We start from the raw sequence: 15,601 nt of genomic DNA, 5'->3' as shown, positions 1-15,601 counted from the left end.
GTCAGGAAGCTTCTAGTTGGTTTTCGAGCGCCAGCACATGGTCCTGGATGCGTTCGCGGTGGTCGCCGGGCTCGGCCCACAGGCCGCGCTGCATGGCTTCCAGCAGGCGCTCGCCGATGCTGCGCAAAGCGCCGGGGTTGTGTTGTTGCAGAAATGCGCGGGTGTCGTCGTCGTGCACATAGGCGTCGGCCACCAGCGCGTACTGGTGGTCGGCCACCACGCCGGTGGTGGCGTCAAAGGCAAACAAAAAGTCGACGGTGGCCGCCATTTCAAACGCGCCCTTGTAGCCGTGGCGCTTGATGCCGTCTATCCACTTGGGGTTGACGGCGCGCGAGCGCACCACGCGTGCCACTTCTTCGCCCAAGCTGCGGATTTGCGGTGCGCCGGGCACGCTGAAGTCGCCGTGGTACAGGGCGGCCGTCTTGCCGCTCAGGTGCTCCACCGCCGCAGCCATGCCGCCCATGAACTGGTAGTAGTCGCCCGAGTCGAGGATGTCGTGCTCGCGGTTGTCTTGGTTGTGCAGCACCGCATCCAACCCAGCCATGCGCTGGGCAAAGGCTTCGGGGGCGGCAGCGCCGTCGCTGTCCAGGCCGTAGGCAAAGGCACCGGCTCGCAAATAGGCTTCGGCCAAGTCGGAGCGCTCGGTCCAGTTGCCGCTGGCAATGGATGCTTGCAAGCCCGCGCCATAGCCACCCGGCCGGGGGCCGAACACGCGCCAGGTGGAGGCGCGCTCGGCGTCCGCATCGCTGTGGCCGGCGGCCTGGGCCTGCGCGGCCTCGGCCTGCACCCGCACGCGGATGGGGTTGACGTCGTCCGCCTCGTCCTCGATTGAGATGGCAGCCACGGCGCGCACGGCGGTGTCGAACAAGTCAATCACATTGGGGAAGGCATCGCGGAAGAAGCCGGAGACACGCAGTGTCACATCCACGCGCGGACGGCCCAGCACGGTCATGGGCATGACTTCAATGTCCGTCACGCGGTTGCTGCCCGCTGCCCACTTGGGCCGCACGCCCAAGAGCGAGAAGGCCTGGGCCACGTCTTCACCGCCGGTGCGCATGGTGCTGGTGCCCCACACGGAGAGGCCCATGGCCGTGGGGTAAGCGCCATGGTCTTGCAGGTGGCGCTCGACCACGCGGTCTGCGCCCTTGGCGCCCATGGCATAGGCGGTTTGGGTGGGGATGGCGCGCGTGTCCACCGAGTAAAAGTTGCGCCCGGTGGGCAGTACATCGGGCCGACCACGCGAGGGCGCGCCGCTGGGGCCGGGCGGGATAAAGCGGCCATCGAGCCCGCGCAGCAGCTGGGTGATTTCGTTGGGGCCACAGGCATCGAGGCGCGGAGCCAGCACCGTTTGCAGGCGCTGCAGCACTTGGGAGGTGTGGGGCCAACGTTCTGGTTCCTGTGACGGCCCTTCTGTGAGAAACCCTTCCCGTTCGGGCTGAGCCTGTCGAAGCCCTTCGACAAGCTCAGGGCGATCGGAGTTAACTTGCTCGAACAGCATGTCTTGCACCACGCGGGTGGCCAGCAGTTCCACCCGCTCGCGGGTGTGGCCGGCGTGACGCCAAGCGTCATCGCTCAGGGCTTGCAACACGGCGGGGCGCGCGCCGGTCCAGGGGGCAGCCCAGTCGGGGCTCAGGGCGTCAAAGTCTGTCAGGCCCAGGTCTTGCGCCAGCGCCACCGTGAGGCTGGCCTGTGCCGCACCCGAGCCACCGGGGTAGCGGGCCAGCGCCACCAGCGTGTCTACCCGCTGGCGGCCGGCGGGCGACTGGCCGAAGGTGTGCAGGCCGTCGCGGATTTGGGATTCTTTGATCTCGCACAGGTAAGCGTCCAAGCGGCGCAGCAGCGCTTCGCGCTCAGCATCGTCGGCAGGTTTGGTAAAGCCCAGCTCGATGTGCAAGCCATCGGCCAGCACCTGCTCCAGAATGCTGCCGCGCAGCAGCTTGGCGCGGCGCGGGTCGAGCGACAGGGCTTCGTAATACTCGTCCATACGGCCTTCGAGCTGCTGCAGGGGGCCATAGGTTTCGGCCCGCGTCATCGCGGGCATGAGGTGGTCGATGATGACGGCCTGCGTGCGGCGCTTGGCCTGCGCGCCCTCGCCCGGGTCGTTCACGATAAAGGGGTACAGGTGCGGCAGCGGGCCCAGGATGGCGTCGGGCCAGCAGGCCGCGCCCAGCGCCACGCTTTTGCCGGGCAGCCACTCTAGATTGCCGTGCTTGCCCACATGCACCACGGCATCCACCGCGTAGGCGCGGCGCATCCAGAAGTAGAAGGCGAGGTAGTTGTGCGTGGGCACCAAATCGGCATCGTGGTAGGTGGCGACCAGGTCCAAGTCGCGGCCACGGGCGGGCTGGTTGCCCACAAACACGTTGCCGTAGCGCTGACCGGAAATCATGAAGCGGCCATGGCGCACCAGCGGGTCCTGCTCTGGCAGGCCCCACCGCGCGTTGATGGCGGCTTGGCTCTCGGCGGGCAGCGCGTGGAAGTCTTGCAAATAGTCAGCCATGGCGAGGCTCTGCCCCACAGGGCGGGAGTCGTTCGCGTCCAGGTTGTTGGTGATGCCGCGCGTCAGGTCAGCCATCAGGGCGTCGCTGTCCGCCGGCACATCGCCGGTGGCATAACCTGCGGCTTGCAGGGCTTGCAGGATGACCACGGTGGAGGCAGGCGTGTCCAGCCCCACGCCGTTGGCGAGCCGCGAGTCGTCATTCGGGTAGTTGGCCAGCACCAACGCCACGCGCTTTTCACTATTGTTTTTATAGCGCAATGCGCACCATCGGCGGGCGAGAGCGGCCACATAGGCCATGCGCTCGGTCTCAGGCTGGTAGCGCACCACGTCAATCTCGGCGCGCTCGCAGCGCCAGGCCAGGCCTTTGAAGCTGATGGGCCGGGTGCCAATGCGGCCATCCACCTCCGGCAGCACGATTTGCATGGCGAGGTCGCGCGGGGTGAGGCCGTGCGGGTCGTCTTGCCACTGCTCTTGCGAGCAACCGGCGGTGATGAGCTGCAGCACCGGCGCATCCCCCGCCAGCAGCACCGGCTGTACCTCGGCACCGCTGTCGTTGCCATCGATGGAGCCCACGGCAAAGCTGGTGGCGTTGAGCACCACATCGACTTTGTGCTCGCGCGCCATGGTCTGCAGCAGCGCCATGCTCTCTGGGTTTTTGAGCGAGTCCAGCGCCAGCGCCATGGTGTTGAGGCCCTGCTCTGACAGGGCGGCCAGCATGGCATCAAACGCGGCGGTGTTGCCGGCCTGCAAGTGGGCTTTGTAAAACACCAGCAGCGCCACGGGGGCACCTTCTCGCCACGGGGCTACTTGAGTCAAGGGCTCGTAGCGCACCGCACCGGGCAGCACCTGCGCAGGCGCAGGCCGCTCGCCACGGCCAAAGGCGGCATGGGCAATCAGCTGGTAGAAGTTGTTGGCGTTGTCGCGCCCGCCTTCGCGCAGGCAGCGCCACAGGTGGGTGCAGTCGTCTTTGGCGGCGGTGCTGCGCAACAGCAGCTGCGCGTCTTCCACACACTCGCCCGACACCATGACCAGCCACTGGCCGCGCGCTTTCGCCGACTCACACACTTGGTCGACGATGTAGGCCCAGTCGCTGGGGGCACCCAAGTGTTCGATGACGATGGCCTTGGCGTGGCGCAGTACATCGTCCATGTACAAGTCGGTGGACGCGGGCTGGCGCAGCCACATCAGGTTGGCCAGGCGCACGGTCGGAAAATCGGCGGGCAGGTTGCTGGCCACCTCGGCCAAGAGCGACAAGGTAGTGTCCGCCACGGTGAGCACCACGATGTCACCCGGCGTTTGCTCCACGCGCACGATGCCATTGCCATCGTCTTCGACATGGCCGCCGGGGCGGGTGGAGAGTAGGTGCATAGTTGTTTAATTCACGTATTGAGGTTGGTTGTGGCGGGCTGGTGAGGGCGGGGTGAATAGCTCCGCGGATGTCCTCCGCAGCGGCCTAGGGCCGACTGCTCCCCCTTTATTCCGCTGCGCCATCCACCCCACCCTCGCCAGCATCCAACGTAGAGGGTTCTCCACCAATTAGCATGCAAGCCCGCCGCCAGCGCAGGTCGATGGGGTGCTCTGCGCAGCGGCATAAAGGGGGAGCCCGCAGGGCGGAGGACAGCCGCGGAGCAGAGTACCCCGTCGGCCTGCGCCACCCAAAGCGGGAGTCGACCTGTGCCCACCCAAAGCGGGAGTCGGCCTGCGCCCACCAACCCTGTGCGAAAGCAGTGCCCATACAAGCTATGCCAAAGCAGCCTGCACTTCAGCCTGCAACACAGCGGCATCGAGGTGATCCCCAATGAACACCAAACGGGTAGCGCGAGTTTCATCGGCACGCCAAGCGCGATCAAAGTAGCTGTCAAAGCGCTGCCCCACACCCTGCACCACCAAACGCATGGCTGCACCGGGCAAAGACACGAAGCCTTTGACGCGATAAATTTCATGGCGCTGCACCAGCGCGGTGAGGGCCGGAATCAACTTGGCGCGGTCGGTGACTTGAAGGGTTAAGGAAACTGAATCGAAGGCGTCGTGGTCGTGGTCTTCTTCTTCGTCGTGGTGGGTTTTGCGGTCGTCAATCACGTCTTCCACCGCACGCTCCAGCCCCAGCAACACGTCCAGGGGTACATCACCATGCGAAGCACGCACCAGCTTCACGCCAGCTGGGGCCTCATGGCGAATAGTGGCTTCCACGGCCTCTAGCGCTGCGGCGTCCATACCTTCTACCTTGTGCACGATGACCAGGTCGGCCGTGGCCAGCTGGTCTTCAAACAGCTCGTGCAAGGGCGAGTCATGGTCGAGGTTATCGTCCGCGCGGCGCTGGGCATCTACCGCCACCGGGTCGTCCGCAAAGTCACCAGCGGCGACTGCGGGTGCGTCCACCACGGTGATGACCGAGTCCACGGTAAATGTGTTGCGCAGCGAAGGCCACTGGAAGGCTTGCACCAAGGGTTTCGGCAGCGCCAAGCCCGAGGTCTCGATGACCAGGTAGTCGATCTGGTCGCGGCGGGCGGCCAGCTGCTCCATGACCGGGGCAAACTCCTCTTGCACGGTGCAGCACAAGCAGCCGTTGGCCAACTCGTACAGCTGGCCATTTTCTTCACCGTTTTCGTCACAGCCGATGCCGCAGCCGCGCAGCAACTCGCCGTCAATGCCCAGCTCGCCAAACTCGTTGACGATGACGGCAATGCGGCGGCCTTGGGCGTTGGTGAGCAGCTTGCGCAAGAGCGTGGTTTTGCCGCTGCCTAAAAAGCCGGTAACGATGGTGGCGGGGATTTTGCGGGTTTGCATGGGTTCAAGCTTTCAAACAAAAAGAGGTAAAGCAATTCAAAAAAGGGCTGGCCTAGGCTGGGTCAGGCTGGTTGAGCAAGGTGTACATCACAAACAAAGCACCTACGCTGGCGGTGATGATGCCGACCGGCAGCTCCTGGGGCGCAAGCACGGTGCGGCACACCACGTCGCTCAAGAGCAAAAGCAATGCGCCCATCAGCACGGCCAAGACCAACATGCCACGGTGCAAGGCACCTGCGGCTGCACGCGCTAGGTGCGGCACCATGAGCCCCACAAAGCCAATGACGCCCGAGACCGCCACAAAGCAAGCGGTGGCAAAGGCACACACCACAAAGGCCTGGATGCGCAAGCGCTGTGGGTCAATGCCCAGGCTGTGGGCGGTGTTCTCGCCACCCAGCATGGCATCTAGCGCGCCCAGATTGCGCCAGCAAAACACTGCCAATGCAAGCAGCCCAGCCAAGGGCACAAATAGGTTGTCCCAGCGCGCGGAGCCCAGGCCGCCCATGGTCCAAAACAGCACCGATTGCGCAGCCCGTTGGTCACCCAAAAACGTGAAGTAATAGGTCAGCGCCGTGAACAAAAACGAGACCGACAGGCCCGCCAAAATCATGCGCTCTGGCGTGTGGCTGCGGTAGCGACGCAGCAAGAGCAACACCACGCCCACAGATGCCATGCCCCCCACAAAAGCAGCCAATGGCAGGGTCCACAGCCCCAGCACTTCGCCGGTGAGGGTGATGACGGCCACGGCACCCGCTGCCGAGCCCGAGGACAAGCCAAAAAGATAAGGGTCTGATAAGTCGTTGCGCGTGGCTGTTTGCAACAAGGCGCCGACTACGGCCAAGCCCCCGCCGACCACAATGGCCAGCACCATGCGCGGCAGGCGCAGGTCGACCACGATGCGGTCGACCATGGTGTAGCGGCTGTCATCCGCGCCAGACAACAACAGGCCCAAGCTGCGGGCTACTTCTGCCAAGCGCACCGGCGTAGACCCTGACACCACCGAGACCATGCCTACCACGGCCAGCAGCGCCAGCAGCAAGGCCACGTGCAGCGACACGGGGCCCAGCGCTCGCCAACGGTGCACAGCGGTAGACATGGCGGAAGTTGCGATCAACGGGCGGCTGCCTTGGCCATCTTCTCGATCGCGCCAATGTTGGCGGGGCCGGGGGTGAGCTCTTCATAGCGCAGGGCCACAAAGCGCTTGTTCTTCACGGCATCGGTGTGCTGCATGAGCGGGTGCTTTTGCAAGAACTGCAGGAGCTTGTCGGCACCGCCATCGTTTTGGTAGTCCAGCAGCACCAAGAACTCGGGGTTGCGCGCGGCCACGGCTTCCCAGGCCACGGTGCCCCAGCTGGTTTCCACATCGTCCATGATGTTGCGGCCGCCCACGGCCTCCATCATGGCGGTGGGGATGGCGTACTTGCCCGCCGTAAAGGGCTTGTCTTCGCCTGAGTCAAACAAGAACATGCGCGTGGCTTCTTTGCCGCTGGCTTTGGGCAGGCGAGCTAGACGCTGCTTCCACTCCGCGACCTGGGCCTTGGCAGTGGCTTCTTTGCCAAAAATAGTGCCTAGCTTGATGAAGTCGGTGTACAGCAAGTCCATGCTGGCGCGGGGGCGGTTTTTGTCCACATGGATGCAGCTTTCGCTCAAGACCAGGGTGGGGATTTTGTACTTCTGCAAGGTGCTGGGGGTAACGTCACCGCCCACCTTCATACCGTAGTTCCAACCAGCAAAGAAAAAGTCGGGGTTGGCGGCCAGAATGTTTTCCATCGTGGGTTGCTTGGGCGCAATTTCTTTGATGTTGCCCAAGGCCAGCCTGAACTCAGGGCTCATCTTGTACCAGCCGGTGATGCCACTCACACCCACCATGTTTTTTTGCAAGCCCAGCGCCAGCGCCATTTCGGTCATGTTGATGTCATGGACCAATGCGGCCTTGGGTGGAGCAGTAAACGTGAGCTTCTCACCGCAGCTGTCCACGGTGACTGGAAAGGTTTGTGCAAACACGCTGCTGGCGCACAGCGCCAAGGCGGCCACTAACACACGGGGCAAGGCGGGCATTTTTTGATTGGCACAAAAGGGCATACGGTAACTTTTCATTTCAAGGTTCAAAAAAACAAAGATGGGTGAATGGGCTTGCGCCTTACGCCAGCGTTTCGGCCACTGGCTCGCGCACGGTGGCGCGAGGCACACTGTCAGCGCCCTTGGCCGTTTGGGGTGACTCAAACACCGCAATGTCTTGCTCACGGTGGGGCAAGGGTAAGTAAAAAACATCCATGCCAAAGTGGCCGTGCACCAACTCTTGCGTGAGCACTTGGGATGGCTCGCCCTGGGCCACCACACGGCCCTCGCCCAGCACGACCACCCGGTGGGCAAAGCGCTGCACCAAGCTCAACTCATGCAAGGCGGCGATCACCGTCACACCGAGTTCGGTGAGCAAGTCCAGCATGTCGGCGCGGGTGCGCAGGTCCAGGTGGTTGGTGGGCTCGTCGAGCAAAAGAATGCGCGGCTCTTGTGCCAAAGCCCGTGCAATGGCGGCGCGCTGTTGCTCGCCGCCGGAGAGCGTGCGCATGGGCCGGTCAAGCAGCGGCTGCAGGCGGCAGCGCTGCACCGCGCGGCTCACCACTGCGGCGCTCTCGTCGTGGCTGACTTGCGCATGGGGCGTGCGCCCCAAAGCCACATAGTCGCGCACCCGCAGTTGGCCGTGCACCTGCTCATGCTGGTGCACAACCGCTATCTGTTGCGCGCGCTGGTTACCTGACAGACGGGCAAGGTCCACGCCGCCGATCAAGACACGCCCTTGGCTAGGTGCCAGGCGGCCCGCCATGACCTGCAGCAAGGTCGTTTTGCCCGAACCGTTGGGCCCCACCAGCGCTACATGGGCACCAAAGGGCACGGTCAGGCTCACGCTGTTCACCACCCGCTTGCCTTGGCGCAGCAGCGATGCGTTGTCAAGCTGCAGCTCTGGCTGGGCCGGAAGTGGGATGGGGGGCAAGGCGGTAAACATGGCTCGGCAGCGCAATCAGTCTTCAATGCCGCGCTGTGCGGGCACACCGGCTTTGAAGTGGTGCTTGATCATGGTCATCTCGGTCACGGTGTCGGCCAGCTCGATCAGCTCGGCGGGCGCATTGCGGCCGGTCAGCACCACATGCACATGCGGCGGACGCTCGCGCAGGCAGGACAGAATGCTCTCTAGCGGAATCCAGCCGTAGCGCAGGGGGTACATGATTTCATCCAGCACCACCATGAAGTGCTCTCCCGCCATCACCGTGGCCTTGGCTTGCTCCCAGCCTGCTTGGGCCAGCTCGGCGGAGTGGTCCAGGTCTTTGCTCTTCCAAGTGAAGCCATCACCCAAGCCCGTAATGGGAATGCCCAGCTGCTCGAACAGGCGGTGCTCGCCAAAACGCGCCGAGGGCACTTTCATGAACTGGTAGACCTTGACCGCCTTGCCCCGGCCATGGGCGCGCAGGGCCAGCCCAAAGGCGGCCGTGCTTTTGCCTTTGCCAGTGCCGGTGTGCACCAATATCAAACCACGCCGCTCGCCTTGTGGGCGTGGCGTGTCTCGGTCTACAGGGGGGGCGATCAAATCCACAAAACAGTCCTTTAACGAGCTAGATGCTTAAGCAGCGGAGTACACGCGCTGGTTGATCAGCGGGCTGCCTTGCAAGCGACGCAGGGCCTTGGCAGCGGCCAACACACCCAAGTCCACCAGAGGCTCCACCAACACCACGGTCATGTAGGCAGCGCCGAAGGTCGCGATCTGGCCCATGTTTTCCATGCCCACGCCGCGGCCGTAGATGGCCCAAAAAGCCACCCATGCCACGATGCCACCCTGGTAGGCTGCCGACAGCTTGAAGGCTTGTTGGTACGTCAGGTCCACATAGGCCACGTTCTCAGGCACGATGCGGCGCGCCAAAGCGGCGGTAGCGAACAAGGGCACCAGCAAGGTGGTGACATTCATGCCGTACTGGGGCAAGTCTTGCTGCGCGAAAAACAGGCTCTGGATCAGCAAGCCGCCCATGAGGCCAATAGCGGCGGGCGCTACGCCGAAGATCAGCATCAAGGTGGTGCCCAAGATCAAGTGCACTTCAGAGACGCCCACGGGATGGTGCGGCATGAGTTCAAAGAAGCAAAACACCAAGCCCACGCATAGCAAAGCGCGGGCGATCAAGGCCGAGGGGCCGTCTTTCTTAACCGCATCCACCGCCAGCTTGGTGGCGTACAGGGCGGCCGTGGTAGCGGTGGCGTAGCTCAGGAAGATTTTGGTGGTGTCGACCAGTCCGGGTTCGATGTGCATGAGGTTGCTCCTTGGTAAAAAATAACTATCCGATGACTAACAAAATTCGGCAAAGGGGTAATAGCGTTTCTATGTGGCGTTTCAGCGTGTTGTCTCCCTTCGCATTATCGGCAGTGCCACCCACTGTCCCGCCAGGGCATGGATGGCAATGCGGTGCTCAAACACTTCGGCCACTGCGGCATGGGTAGACGCATCATTGCTTGCGCCGTGGTGGGTCACACGCCCCTGCGCCATGACCACCATGCGGTCTGCGTGCAGGGCCATGCTGATTTCATGCAGCACGCTGACCACCGTGCTGCCCTGCGCCACCAGCGCTTGCACTACGGCCAGCCAGTCGGCTTGGTGGGGCGGGTCTAGGTTGGCCAAGGGTTCGTCCATCAGCAACACTTGGGCTTGCACCGCCAAGGCGCGTGCTAGCAGCACACGTTGGCGTTCGCCACCGCTCAAATGGCCTAGGGGGCGGCTGCGCCACTCCCAGGCTTGGGTTGCGCGCAGGGCCTGCTCTACCGCAGCATGGTCAGCACTGCTAGGCGGAGCCAGCCACGCTTGGTGCGGCAGGCGGCCAAGCATGGCCACGTCCCACACGGTCAAGTCATCGGCAGAGGCTTCGTTTTGGCCCAGCCAGGCCAGTTGGCGGGCGCGCTCGCGGTTTGGCAAATTCTGCAGCGGCTGGCCGAACAGCGACACCGTGCCACTGTGCGGCAACACGCCTGCCAAACAGCGCAACAAGGTGGACTTGCCTGCGCCATTGGGGCCTACGATGCTGGTCCACTGCCCGGCGGCAATGTCTAGCGACACACCATGCAGCACCTGCTGCTTAGCAAGGCCATTTCCGAGGTTTGCGCTGATGGAATGGGCGCAGATCGCTATGTTTTTAATAGTGTCTAGCCCAGTCATAGCGCGCCTCCGCCAGACCGGGTGCCACGGTGCATGAGCCACAGCAGATAGCCGCCACCCAACACCGCCGTGAGCACGCCCACGGGCAACTCTTGCGGGGCCAGCAGTCCACGCGCCAAGGTGTCGGCCGCCATCAGGAGCACGCCCCCAACTAGGCTGGAGAGCAGCATCAAATGCGCGTGGGTAGTCTTGATGACAGAGCGCACCAAGTGGGGCGCAGCCAAGCCAACAAAGGCGATCAGCCCCGTCTGGGCAACCGCCGTGCCCGTGGCCAGCGCCAGCACCGCCACCAGCGCCGCGCGCATGGGGGCGACCGGCAGACCCAGGCTCACTGCCGTAGCGTCACCCAGGCTCAGCCCGTCAAGCACGCGCGCCAGCAGCCACGCGGCCAACACGCACACCGCCCACACGCCTGCCATCAGCCAGCATGAGGTCCAGCCCACAAAGGCGGTAGACCCCAACATAAAGGCCTGCATGGCCTGCAACGAGTCAGGCGTGAAGAGCAGCACCAAATGCGTCATGGCGCCCAGCACCACGCCCACCACCACGCCGGCCAAAAGCAGGCGCAAGGTATGGCCCACGCCTTTGGAGAGCAGCAGCGTCAGCAGCACCGCCACCACCGCGCCCAAAAAGGCGGCCCCGGTCAAACCTATGCGCACCCACACGCTGCTGGAAAACACACTCAGTGCCATGCCCCCATTCATCATGCTGCCGGCACTGCTGCCACTCAACATGCCGGCACCGCCGCCCAATGCCGCGAGCGCCAATGCAACCCCTAGGGATGCACCAGACGCACTGCCCAGCAAGTAGGGGTCGGCCAGCGGGTTGCGAAACAAGCCTTGCGCCACCGCCCCAGCGAGCCCTAGCAAAGCACCTGCAGCCCAAGCCCCTGCCGTGCGCGGCAGGCGGATTTGCCAGACGATTTGCTGGGCCATGGCAGTTTGCACGGGGTCTTGCGCCGGGTGCAGCAAGGGGCCGAGCAGGTTCTCAAACCCGGTGCTGCCCACGCACACGCCCACGGCCAGCAGCACCAACGCTGCCAGCACACCGGCCAGTGTCCACACAAGCACCAATGGCTTGTTCACGGCTTGCCCCCAGCGCTTTTGGGCGACTTGCTGGCCAAGCACTGCGCCATGATGCGGGCGGCCTCAGCCATGCGCGGGCCCGGGCGCACCAGTACGTTGGCCTCCTCTAGCGGGAAGATACACACACGGTTTTCACGCACCGCGCGCATGGTTTGCCAACCCGGGCGTGCCATCAAGGCAGCTGCACTGCGTTGGCCGATCAGAATCACATCGGGGTTGGCACGCACGATGAATTCAGGGTTGAGTTTGGGGAACGGGCCCAGTTGGGCGGCAACTATGTTTTTAGCGCCCAAGCGGGTGAGTGTTTCGCCAATGAAGGAGGACTCGCCCGCCGCATAGGGCCCCTCGTTTACCTCAAAGTAGACCCGAGCGCCGCGTGAGGTAGCGGGCAGCGACTGTGCCGCAGCCGACACACCGGCATCAATCGCACGCCAGATACGCTGGGCGTCTGGCGCTTCTAGCAGCTGGCCGATTTTGAGCATCACCCGCTGCACATCGGCATGCGTCTTGGGTTCTAGGGCAACTACCTTGATGCCCAATGCCTCCAGCCGCTCGCCCGCGCGTGAGGACTTGGCCATGAGCACCACATCGGGTTGCAGGGCCACGATCATTTCAATGTTCGGGTCTAAGCCCCCGCCCACTTGCGGCAGCTTTTGCAGGCTCGCGGGGTAGGTGGAGTAGCGGTCCACGCCCACCAGGCGGTTGCAGTAGCCCAGTTCGCACACCGTCTCGGTGAGCGAGGGCAGCAAACTCACAATGCGCTGCGGCGCAGCAGGCAGCGTGATGCTCCCGCCCCGGTCGTCGGTGAGCTGCAGCGCGTGGGCTGAAAGAGGAAGCAGGCACATCATCGTCAGCCCTACCAGCAGGCGATGCATCCATGTGGTTGCTGACGGCATCTGTGGCGCACGCACGTAGAGTGTCCGAGCGCTTTGCTCCGTGTCCCCCGCCCGCTGCGCGGGCTCCTCCTTTACCTGCGCAAATCGCCCAGACACTCTACGTGCATAGGTGCTCATGTGCAGGTGAAGGAAGTTGAAGAACAGCATCAGCCAGCGCTCTTCAAAGCCAGTGGCAGGCCCGCCGCCATCAGCGTCACGCGCTCGCACACCGCCGCCACGTCTTGGTTCAATCGACCCAAAGCGTCTACAAAAGCGCGTACCTCGCGCCCCATGGGGATCACACCCAGCCCAATCTCATTGCCCACCAACACCACGGGGCCAGCAGCCTCTTGAATTGCTATCAAAAGAGAAGCTGTCTGCGCAGCATCCATGTGCGCAGGAGCACTTTTTTGCTCAGATTCCGCGGGCATTAGCCAATTGGTGAGCCACAGCGTCAGGCAGTCCACCACCACCAGGGTGTGGGTATTGCTGTGCTGGCGAATCGCCTCAGCCAGCGCAAGGGGTTCTTCCACCGTGCGCATGCCGGGCACGCGCTCGGCCCGGTCGGCCTGGTGGCGTGCAATGCGCTGGCGCATTTCATCATCCCAGGGCTGGGCGGTGGCAAGCATCACAGCTTGGTGGCCGGGGGCCGCATCCAGCCACTGGCGGGCGAGCAACTCGGCCCGGCGGGACTTGCCGCTTTTTTGGCCACCCAAAATCAGTTCGCTGCAGGCGATGGTGAAGCCGGTCATGCTCGACCTCCTTGTGACGCTACGTCCTTGTCCATCCAGTGCATAAAGATGCGGTGCATCTGCTGCACGCCGTCTGTCAGCGCAGCGGGGCCGGGTTGCAAAATGTCGGCAGACTTGATTTCAAACAGCTGCCCGTCTCTCACCGCGGGTACTTCAGTCCAGCCTTCGCGGGCAGCCACTTTCTCGGGTCTGAATTTCTTGCCGCACCAAGAGCCCAGAATGATGTCGGGTGCGCGCTGCACGATAGTGGCACCATCGGCAATGATGCGCTGCTTGCCCATGGGCTCTTGCGCCAACTCAGGAAAGCAATCGTCACCGCCCGCAATGCCCATCAATTCAGACACCCAGCGGATCGCGCTGATGTGGGGCTCGTCCCACTCTTCAAAAAACACGTTAGGACGGCGTGCGCCGGCGGCCACCTTGGCGGCCACTGTGGCCTGCATGGCACGCAAACTGGCCTGCATTTCGGCAATGCGCTGGGCGCCCTGCTCTGCCTCGCCGACCATAGCGGCCACTTGGTAGAGCATGGAAAAAATGTCGGCCACACTGCGCTGGTTGAAGATGGTGACTTGCACGCCGCGTTTGACCAGATCCGCCGCAATGTCGGCCTGCAAGTCGGAAAAACCGAACACACAGTCGGGCTTGAGCGCCATGATTTTGTCGGTCTTGGCGCTCAAAAAGGCGCTGACCTTGGGCTTTTCGTCCCGCGCGCGCCGGGGGCGCACGGTGTAGCCCGAGATGCCAACGATACGATGCTCTTGACCCAAGAGGTAGAGCCACTCGGTGGTCTCTTCTGTGAGGCAGACGATGCGCTGCGGGCCGGACTCGAAGTGCAAGAGATCAAGCGTCATGCGCGCACCTCTGGGGCAGGTGAAAACAACTCCACCACGGCCTGGGGGCAGGAGGGGAACCAAGCATGGAAGTAGCTGGCCCGCACGGAGCCACGCTGCCACAGGGCCTCACCCGCGTCGGGCATGGGGTCGTGGTCGGGGCGCGCGGTGCGGGCCACTGGCACCAAGGGGCTGCTGCTGGTGGAGTAGTGGAAGGTGTGGCCCCGCAGGGTGCCGGATGTGAGCTTCAGTTGTTGTGGGCCTAGCGCGGACAGGCGTTTGTGCATGGTGACTTCACCGGGCAGCAAACCCCAGAGGCGGTGCTGCGCGCCGTCCGTGGTGGAGATCGAGTCAAACAAAACCATCATGCCGCCGCACTCGGCCCATACAGGCTTGCCAGCCTGTGCATGGGCGGCAAGGCTATCTCGCATGCTTGTATTGGCAGCCAGCGTGGCAGCGTGCAGTTCGGGATAGCCGCCAGGAATCCACACCGCATCGCAAGCAGGCAATGTGTGGTCTGTAAGCGGCGAGAAAAAGACCAGCTCCGCCCCCAGTTCGCGCAAGCAGTCGAGGTTGGCGGTGTAGATGAAGCAGAAGGCGGCGTCTCTGGCTACTGCGATAGTTTTGCCTATCAAGTTCGAGCCGATTTGCAACGATGGTTCTTTCGCAGCAAGACGGTGAGACGACCAAGGGCTTTGCTCCGTGTCCCCCGCCCGCTTTGCGGGCTCCTCCTTTACCTGCGCAAAGCCCTTGGTCGCCTCGCCTTTGGGCGCTTCCGCTGGTGGGTGGAAGTCCACGGACCATTGCTTTAGGTCTATCAAGCCCATTTGGCCTAATGGGGTCTGCGCTATCGCGTCAGCTGCGGCGTCTAGGCGCGCTTGCGCATCGGCTACCTCGCTGGCGACTGTCAGCCCCAGATGGCGCTCAGGCAGCTTCATGGCGGCATTGCGCATCACGGCGCCCAGCCACGGGCTGTCGCTGCGCAGGCTGCGTTGCAGCATGGCCGCGTGGCGTTCGGTGGCGACACGATTGGCTAAAGCGCCGGCCCAGCGCAAGCCGGGACGGAAGGTTTGCAGGCCGTAAGCCAGTGCGCCAAAGGTGCCTGCCATGGAGCCAGAGTCCATCACCGCCATGACCGGAAGACCAAAGCGCTCAGCCAGATCGGCAGCGCAGGGGTCGCCATCAAAAAGCCCCATCACGCCTTCCACCAAAATCAGGTCTGCCTCTTGCGCGGCGCGCCATAGGCGTTGGCGGCAATCGGCCTCGCCGGTCATCCACAGGTCCAGCTGATACACCGGTGCACCGCTGGCCAGCTGGTGCCAGTAGGGGTCCAGAAAATCCGGCCCGCACTTGAACACCCGCACGCGGCGGCCCTGACGGGTGTGCAGGCGTGCCAAAGCAGACGTAACCGTCGTCTTACCCTGTCCAGAAGACGGGGCCGTGATCAGTAACGCAGGGCAAGGCAGCGTTTGGGGGCTCATAAGCGATCATCGACAGCTTGCGCACAGCCCCTCCAGGGATTCATGCACGCAACACCGCAAAGTTCTCTCTGGCCTTCCCGCCAGAACACGAACGACACGA

At 63.6% G+C, this 15,601-nt stretch carries 13 protein-coding genes; all 13 read right to left on the bottom strand.

Annotated elements, in window-relative coordinates; translation table 11 throughout:
* Nucleotide 1 precedes the first annotated feature (1 nt).
* The 13 genes from cobN to EXZ61_RS07915 all read right to left on the bottom strand — a co-directional run bounded on the left by cobN (nucleotide 2) and on the right by EXZ61_RS07915 (nucleotide 15,501).
* Nucleotides 2–3,868 carry a cobaltochelatase subunit CobN gene (gene cobN, locus EXZ61_RS07975; protein ID WP_142810714.1) on the bottom strand — a complete coding sequence of 1,289 codons (3,867 nt, stop codon included), beginning with the start codon at nucleotides 3,866–3,868 and terminating at the stop codon, nucleotides 2–4.
* 372 nt (nucleotides 3,869–4,240) lie between these two features.
* A complete protein-coding gene (gene cobW / locus EXZ61_RS07970) occupies nucleotides 4,241–5,287 on the bottom strand; it encodes a cobalamin biosynthesis protein CobW (protein ID WP_142810712.1) in 1,047 nt (348 codons plus the stop codon).
* A 52-nt stretch (nucleotides 5,288–5,339) separates the two neighbouring features.
* Entirely contained in the window at nucleotides 5,340–6,383 is a 1,044-nt protein-coding gene (locus EXZ61_RS07965) for a FecCD family ABC transporter permease (protein ID WP_142810709.1), read from the bottom strand.
* 14 nt (nucleotides 6,384–6,397) lie between these two features.
* Nucleotides 6,398–7,384 (bottom strand): ABC transporter substrate-binding protein, encoded by a 987-nt coding sequence (locus EXZ61_RS07960; protein ID WP_201799120.1) that lies wholly within the window; start codon nucleotides 7,382–7,384, stop codon nucleotides 6,398–6,400.
* Between the two features lie 43 nt (nucleotides 7,385–7,427).
* Nucleotides 7,428–8,291, bottom strand: a complete 864-nt coding sequence (locus tag EXZ61_RS07955) for an ABC transporter ATP-binding protein (protein ID WP_142810707.1) — start codon at nucleotides 8,289–8,291, stop codon at nucleotides 7,428–7,430.
* A gap of 15 nt (nucleotides 8,292–8,306) precedes the next feature.
* On the bottom strand, nucleotides 8,307–8,876 hold the full coding sequence (gene cobO, locus EXZ61_RS07950; RefSeq protein ID WP_142810705.1) for a cob(I)yrinic acid a,c-diamide adenosyltransferase: 570 nt from the start codon (nucleotides 8,874–8,876) through the stop codon (nucleotides 8,307–8,309).
* A 27-nt stretch (nucleotides 8,877–8,903) separates the two neighbouring features.
* The gene (locus EXZ61_RS07945) at nucleotides 8,904–9,581 is read right to left on the bottom strand and encodes an energy-coupling factor ABC transporter permease (RefSeq protein ID WP_142810703.1); all 678 of its coding nucleotides are present in this window, start codon (nucleotides 9,579–9,581) and stop codon (nucleotides 8,904–8,906) included.
* Between the two features lie 81 nt (nucleotides 9,582–9,662).
* The gene (locus tag EXZ61_RS07940) at nucleotides 9,663–10,460 is read right to left on the bottom strand and encodes an ABC transporter ATP-binding protein (protein WP_425353623.1); all 798 of its coding nucleotides are present in this window, start codon (nucleotides 10,458–10,460) and stop codon (nucleotides 9,663–9,665) included.
* 14 nt (nucleotides 10,461–10,474) lie between these two features.
* Nucleotides 10,475–11,563: a FecCD family ABC transporter permease gene (locus EXZ61_RS07935; RefSeq protein ID WP_237219123.1), complete on the bottom strand. Its 1,089-nt coding sequence runs from the start codon at nucleotides 11,561–11,563 to the stop codon at nucleotides 10,475–10,477.
* On the bottom strand, nucleotides 11,560–12,411 hold the full coding sequence (locus EXZ61_RS07930) for an ABC transporter substrate-binding protein (RefSeq protein ID WP_425353622.1): 852 nt from the start codon (nucleotides 12,409–12,411) through the stop codon (nucleotides 11,560–11,562). The genes EXZ61_RS07935 and EXZ61_RS07930 overlap by 4 nt, the downstream gene beginning before the upstream one ends.
* A 194-nt stretch (nucleotides 12,412–12,605) precedes the next feature.
* Nucleotides 12,606–13,190, bottom strand: coding sequence for a bifunctional adenosylcobinamide kinase/adenosylcobinamide-phosphate guanylyltransferase (gene cobU / locus EXZ61_RS07925; RefSeq protein ID WP_142810700.1), 585 nt, complete (start codon nucleotides 13,188–13,190; stop codon nucleotides 12,606–12,608).
* Entirely contained in the window at nucleotides 13,187–14,041 is an 855-nt protein-coding gene (locus tag EXZ61_RS07920) for an ABC transporter substrate-binding protein (protein WP_142810698.1), read from the bottom strand. Before EXZ61_RS07920 ends, cobU begins: the two co-directional genes overlap by 4 nt.
* The gene (locus tag EXZ61_RS07915) at nucleotides 14,038–15,501 is read right to left on the bottom strand and encodes a cobyrinic acid a,c-diamide synthase CobB (RefSeq protein ID WP_142810696.1); all 1,464 of its coding nucleotides are present in this window, start codon (nucleotides 15,499–15,501) and stop codon (nucleotides 14,038–14,040) included. The genes EXZ61_RS07920 and EXZ61_RS07915 overlap by 4 nt, the downstream gene beginning before the upstream one ends.
* Nucleotides 15,502–15,601: the final 100 nt, after the last annotated feature.

The organism is Rhodoferax aquaticus, assembly GCF_006974105.1.
In the GTDB taxonomy this organism is placed as follows: domain Bacteria; phylum Pseudomonadota; class Gammaproteobacteria; order Burkholderiales; family Burkholderiaceae_C; genus Allorhodoferax; species Allorhodoferax aquaticus_A.
This window is presented reverse-complemented; position numbering and strand designations above follow the sequence as displayed.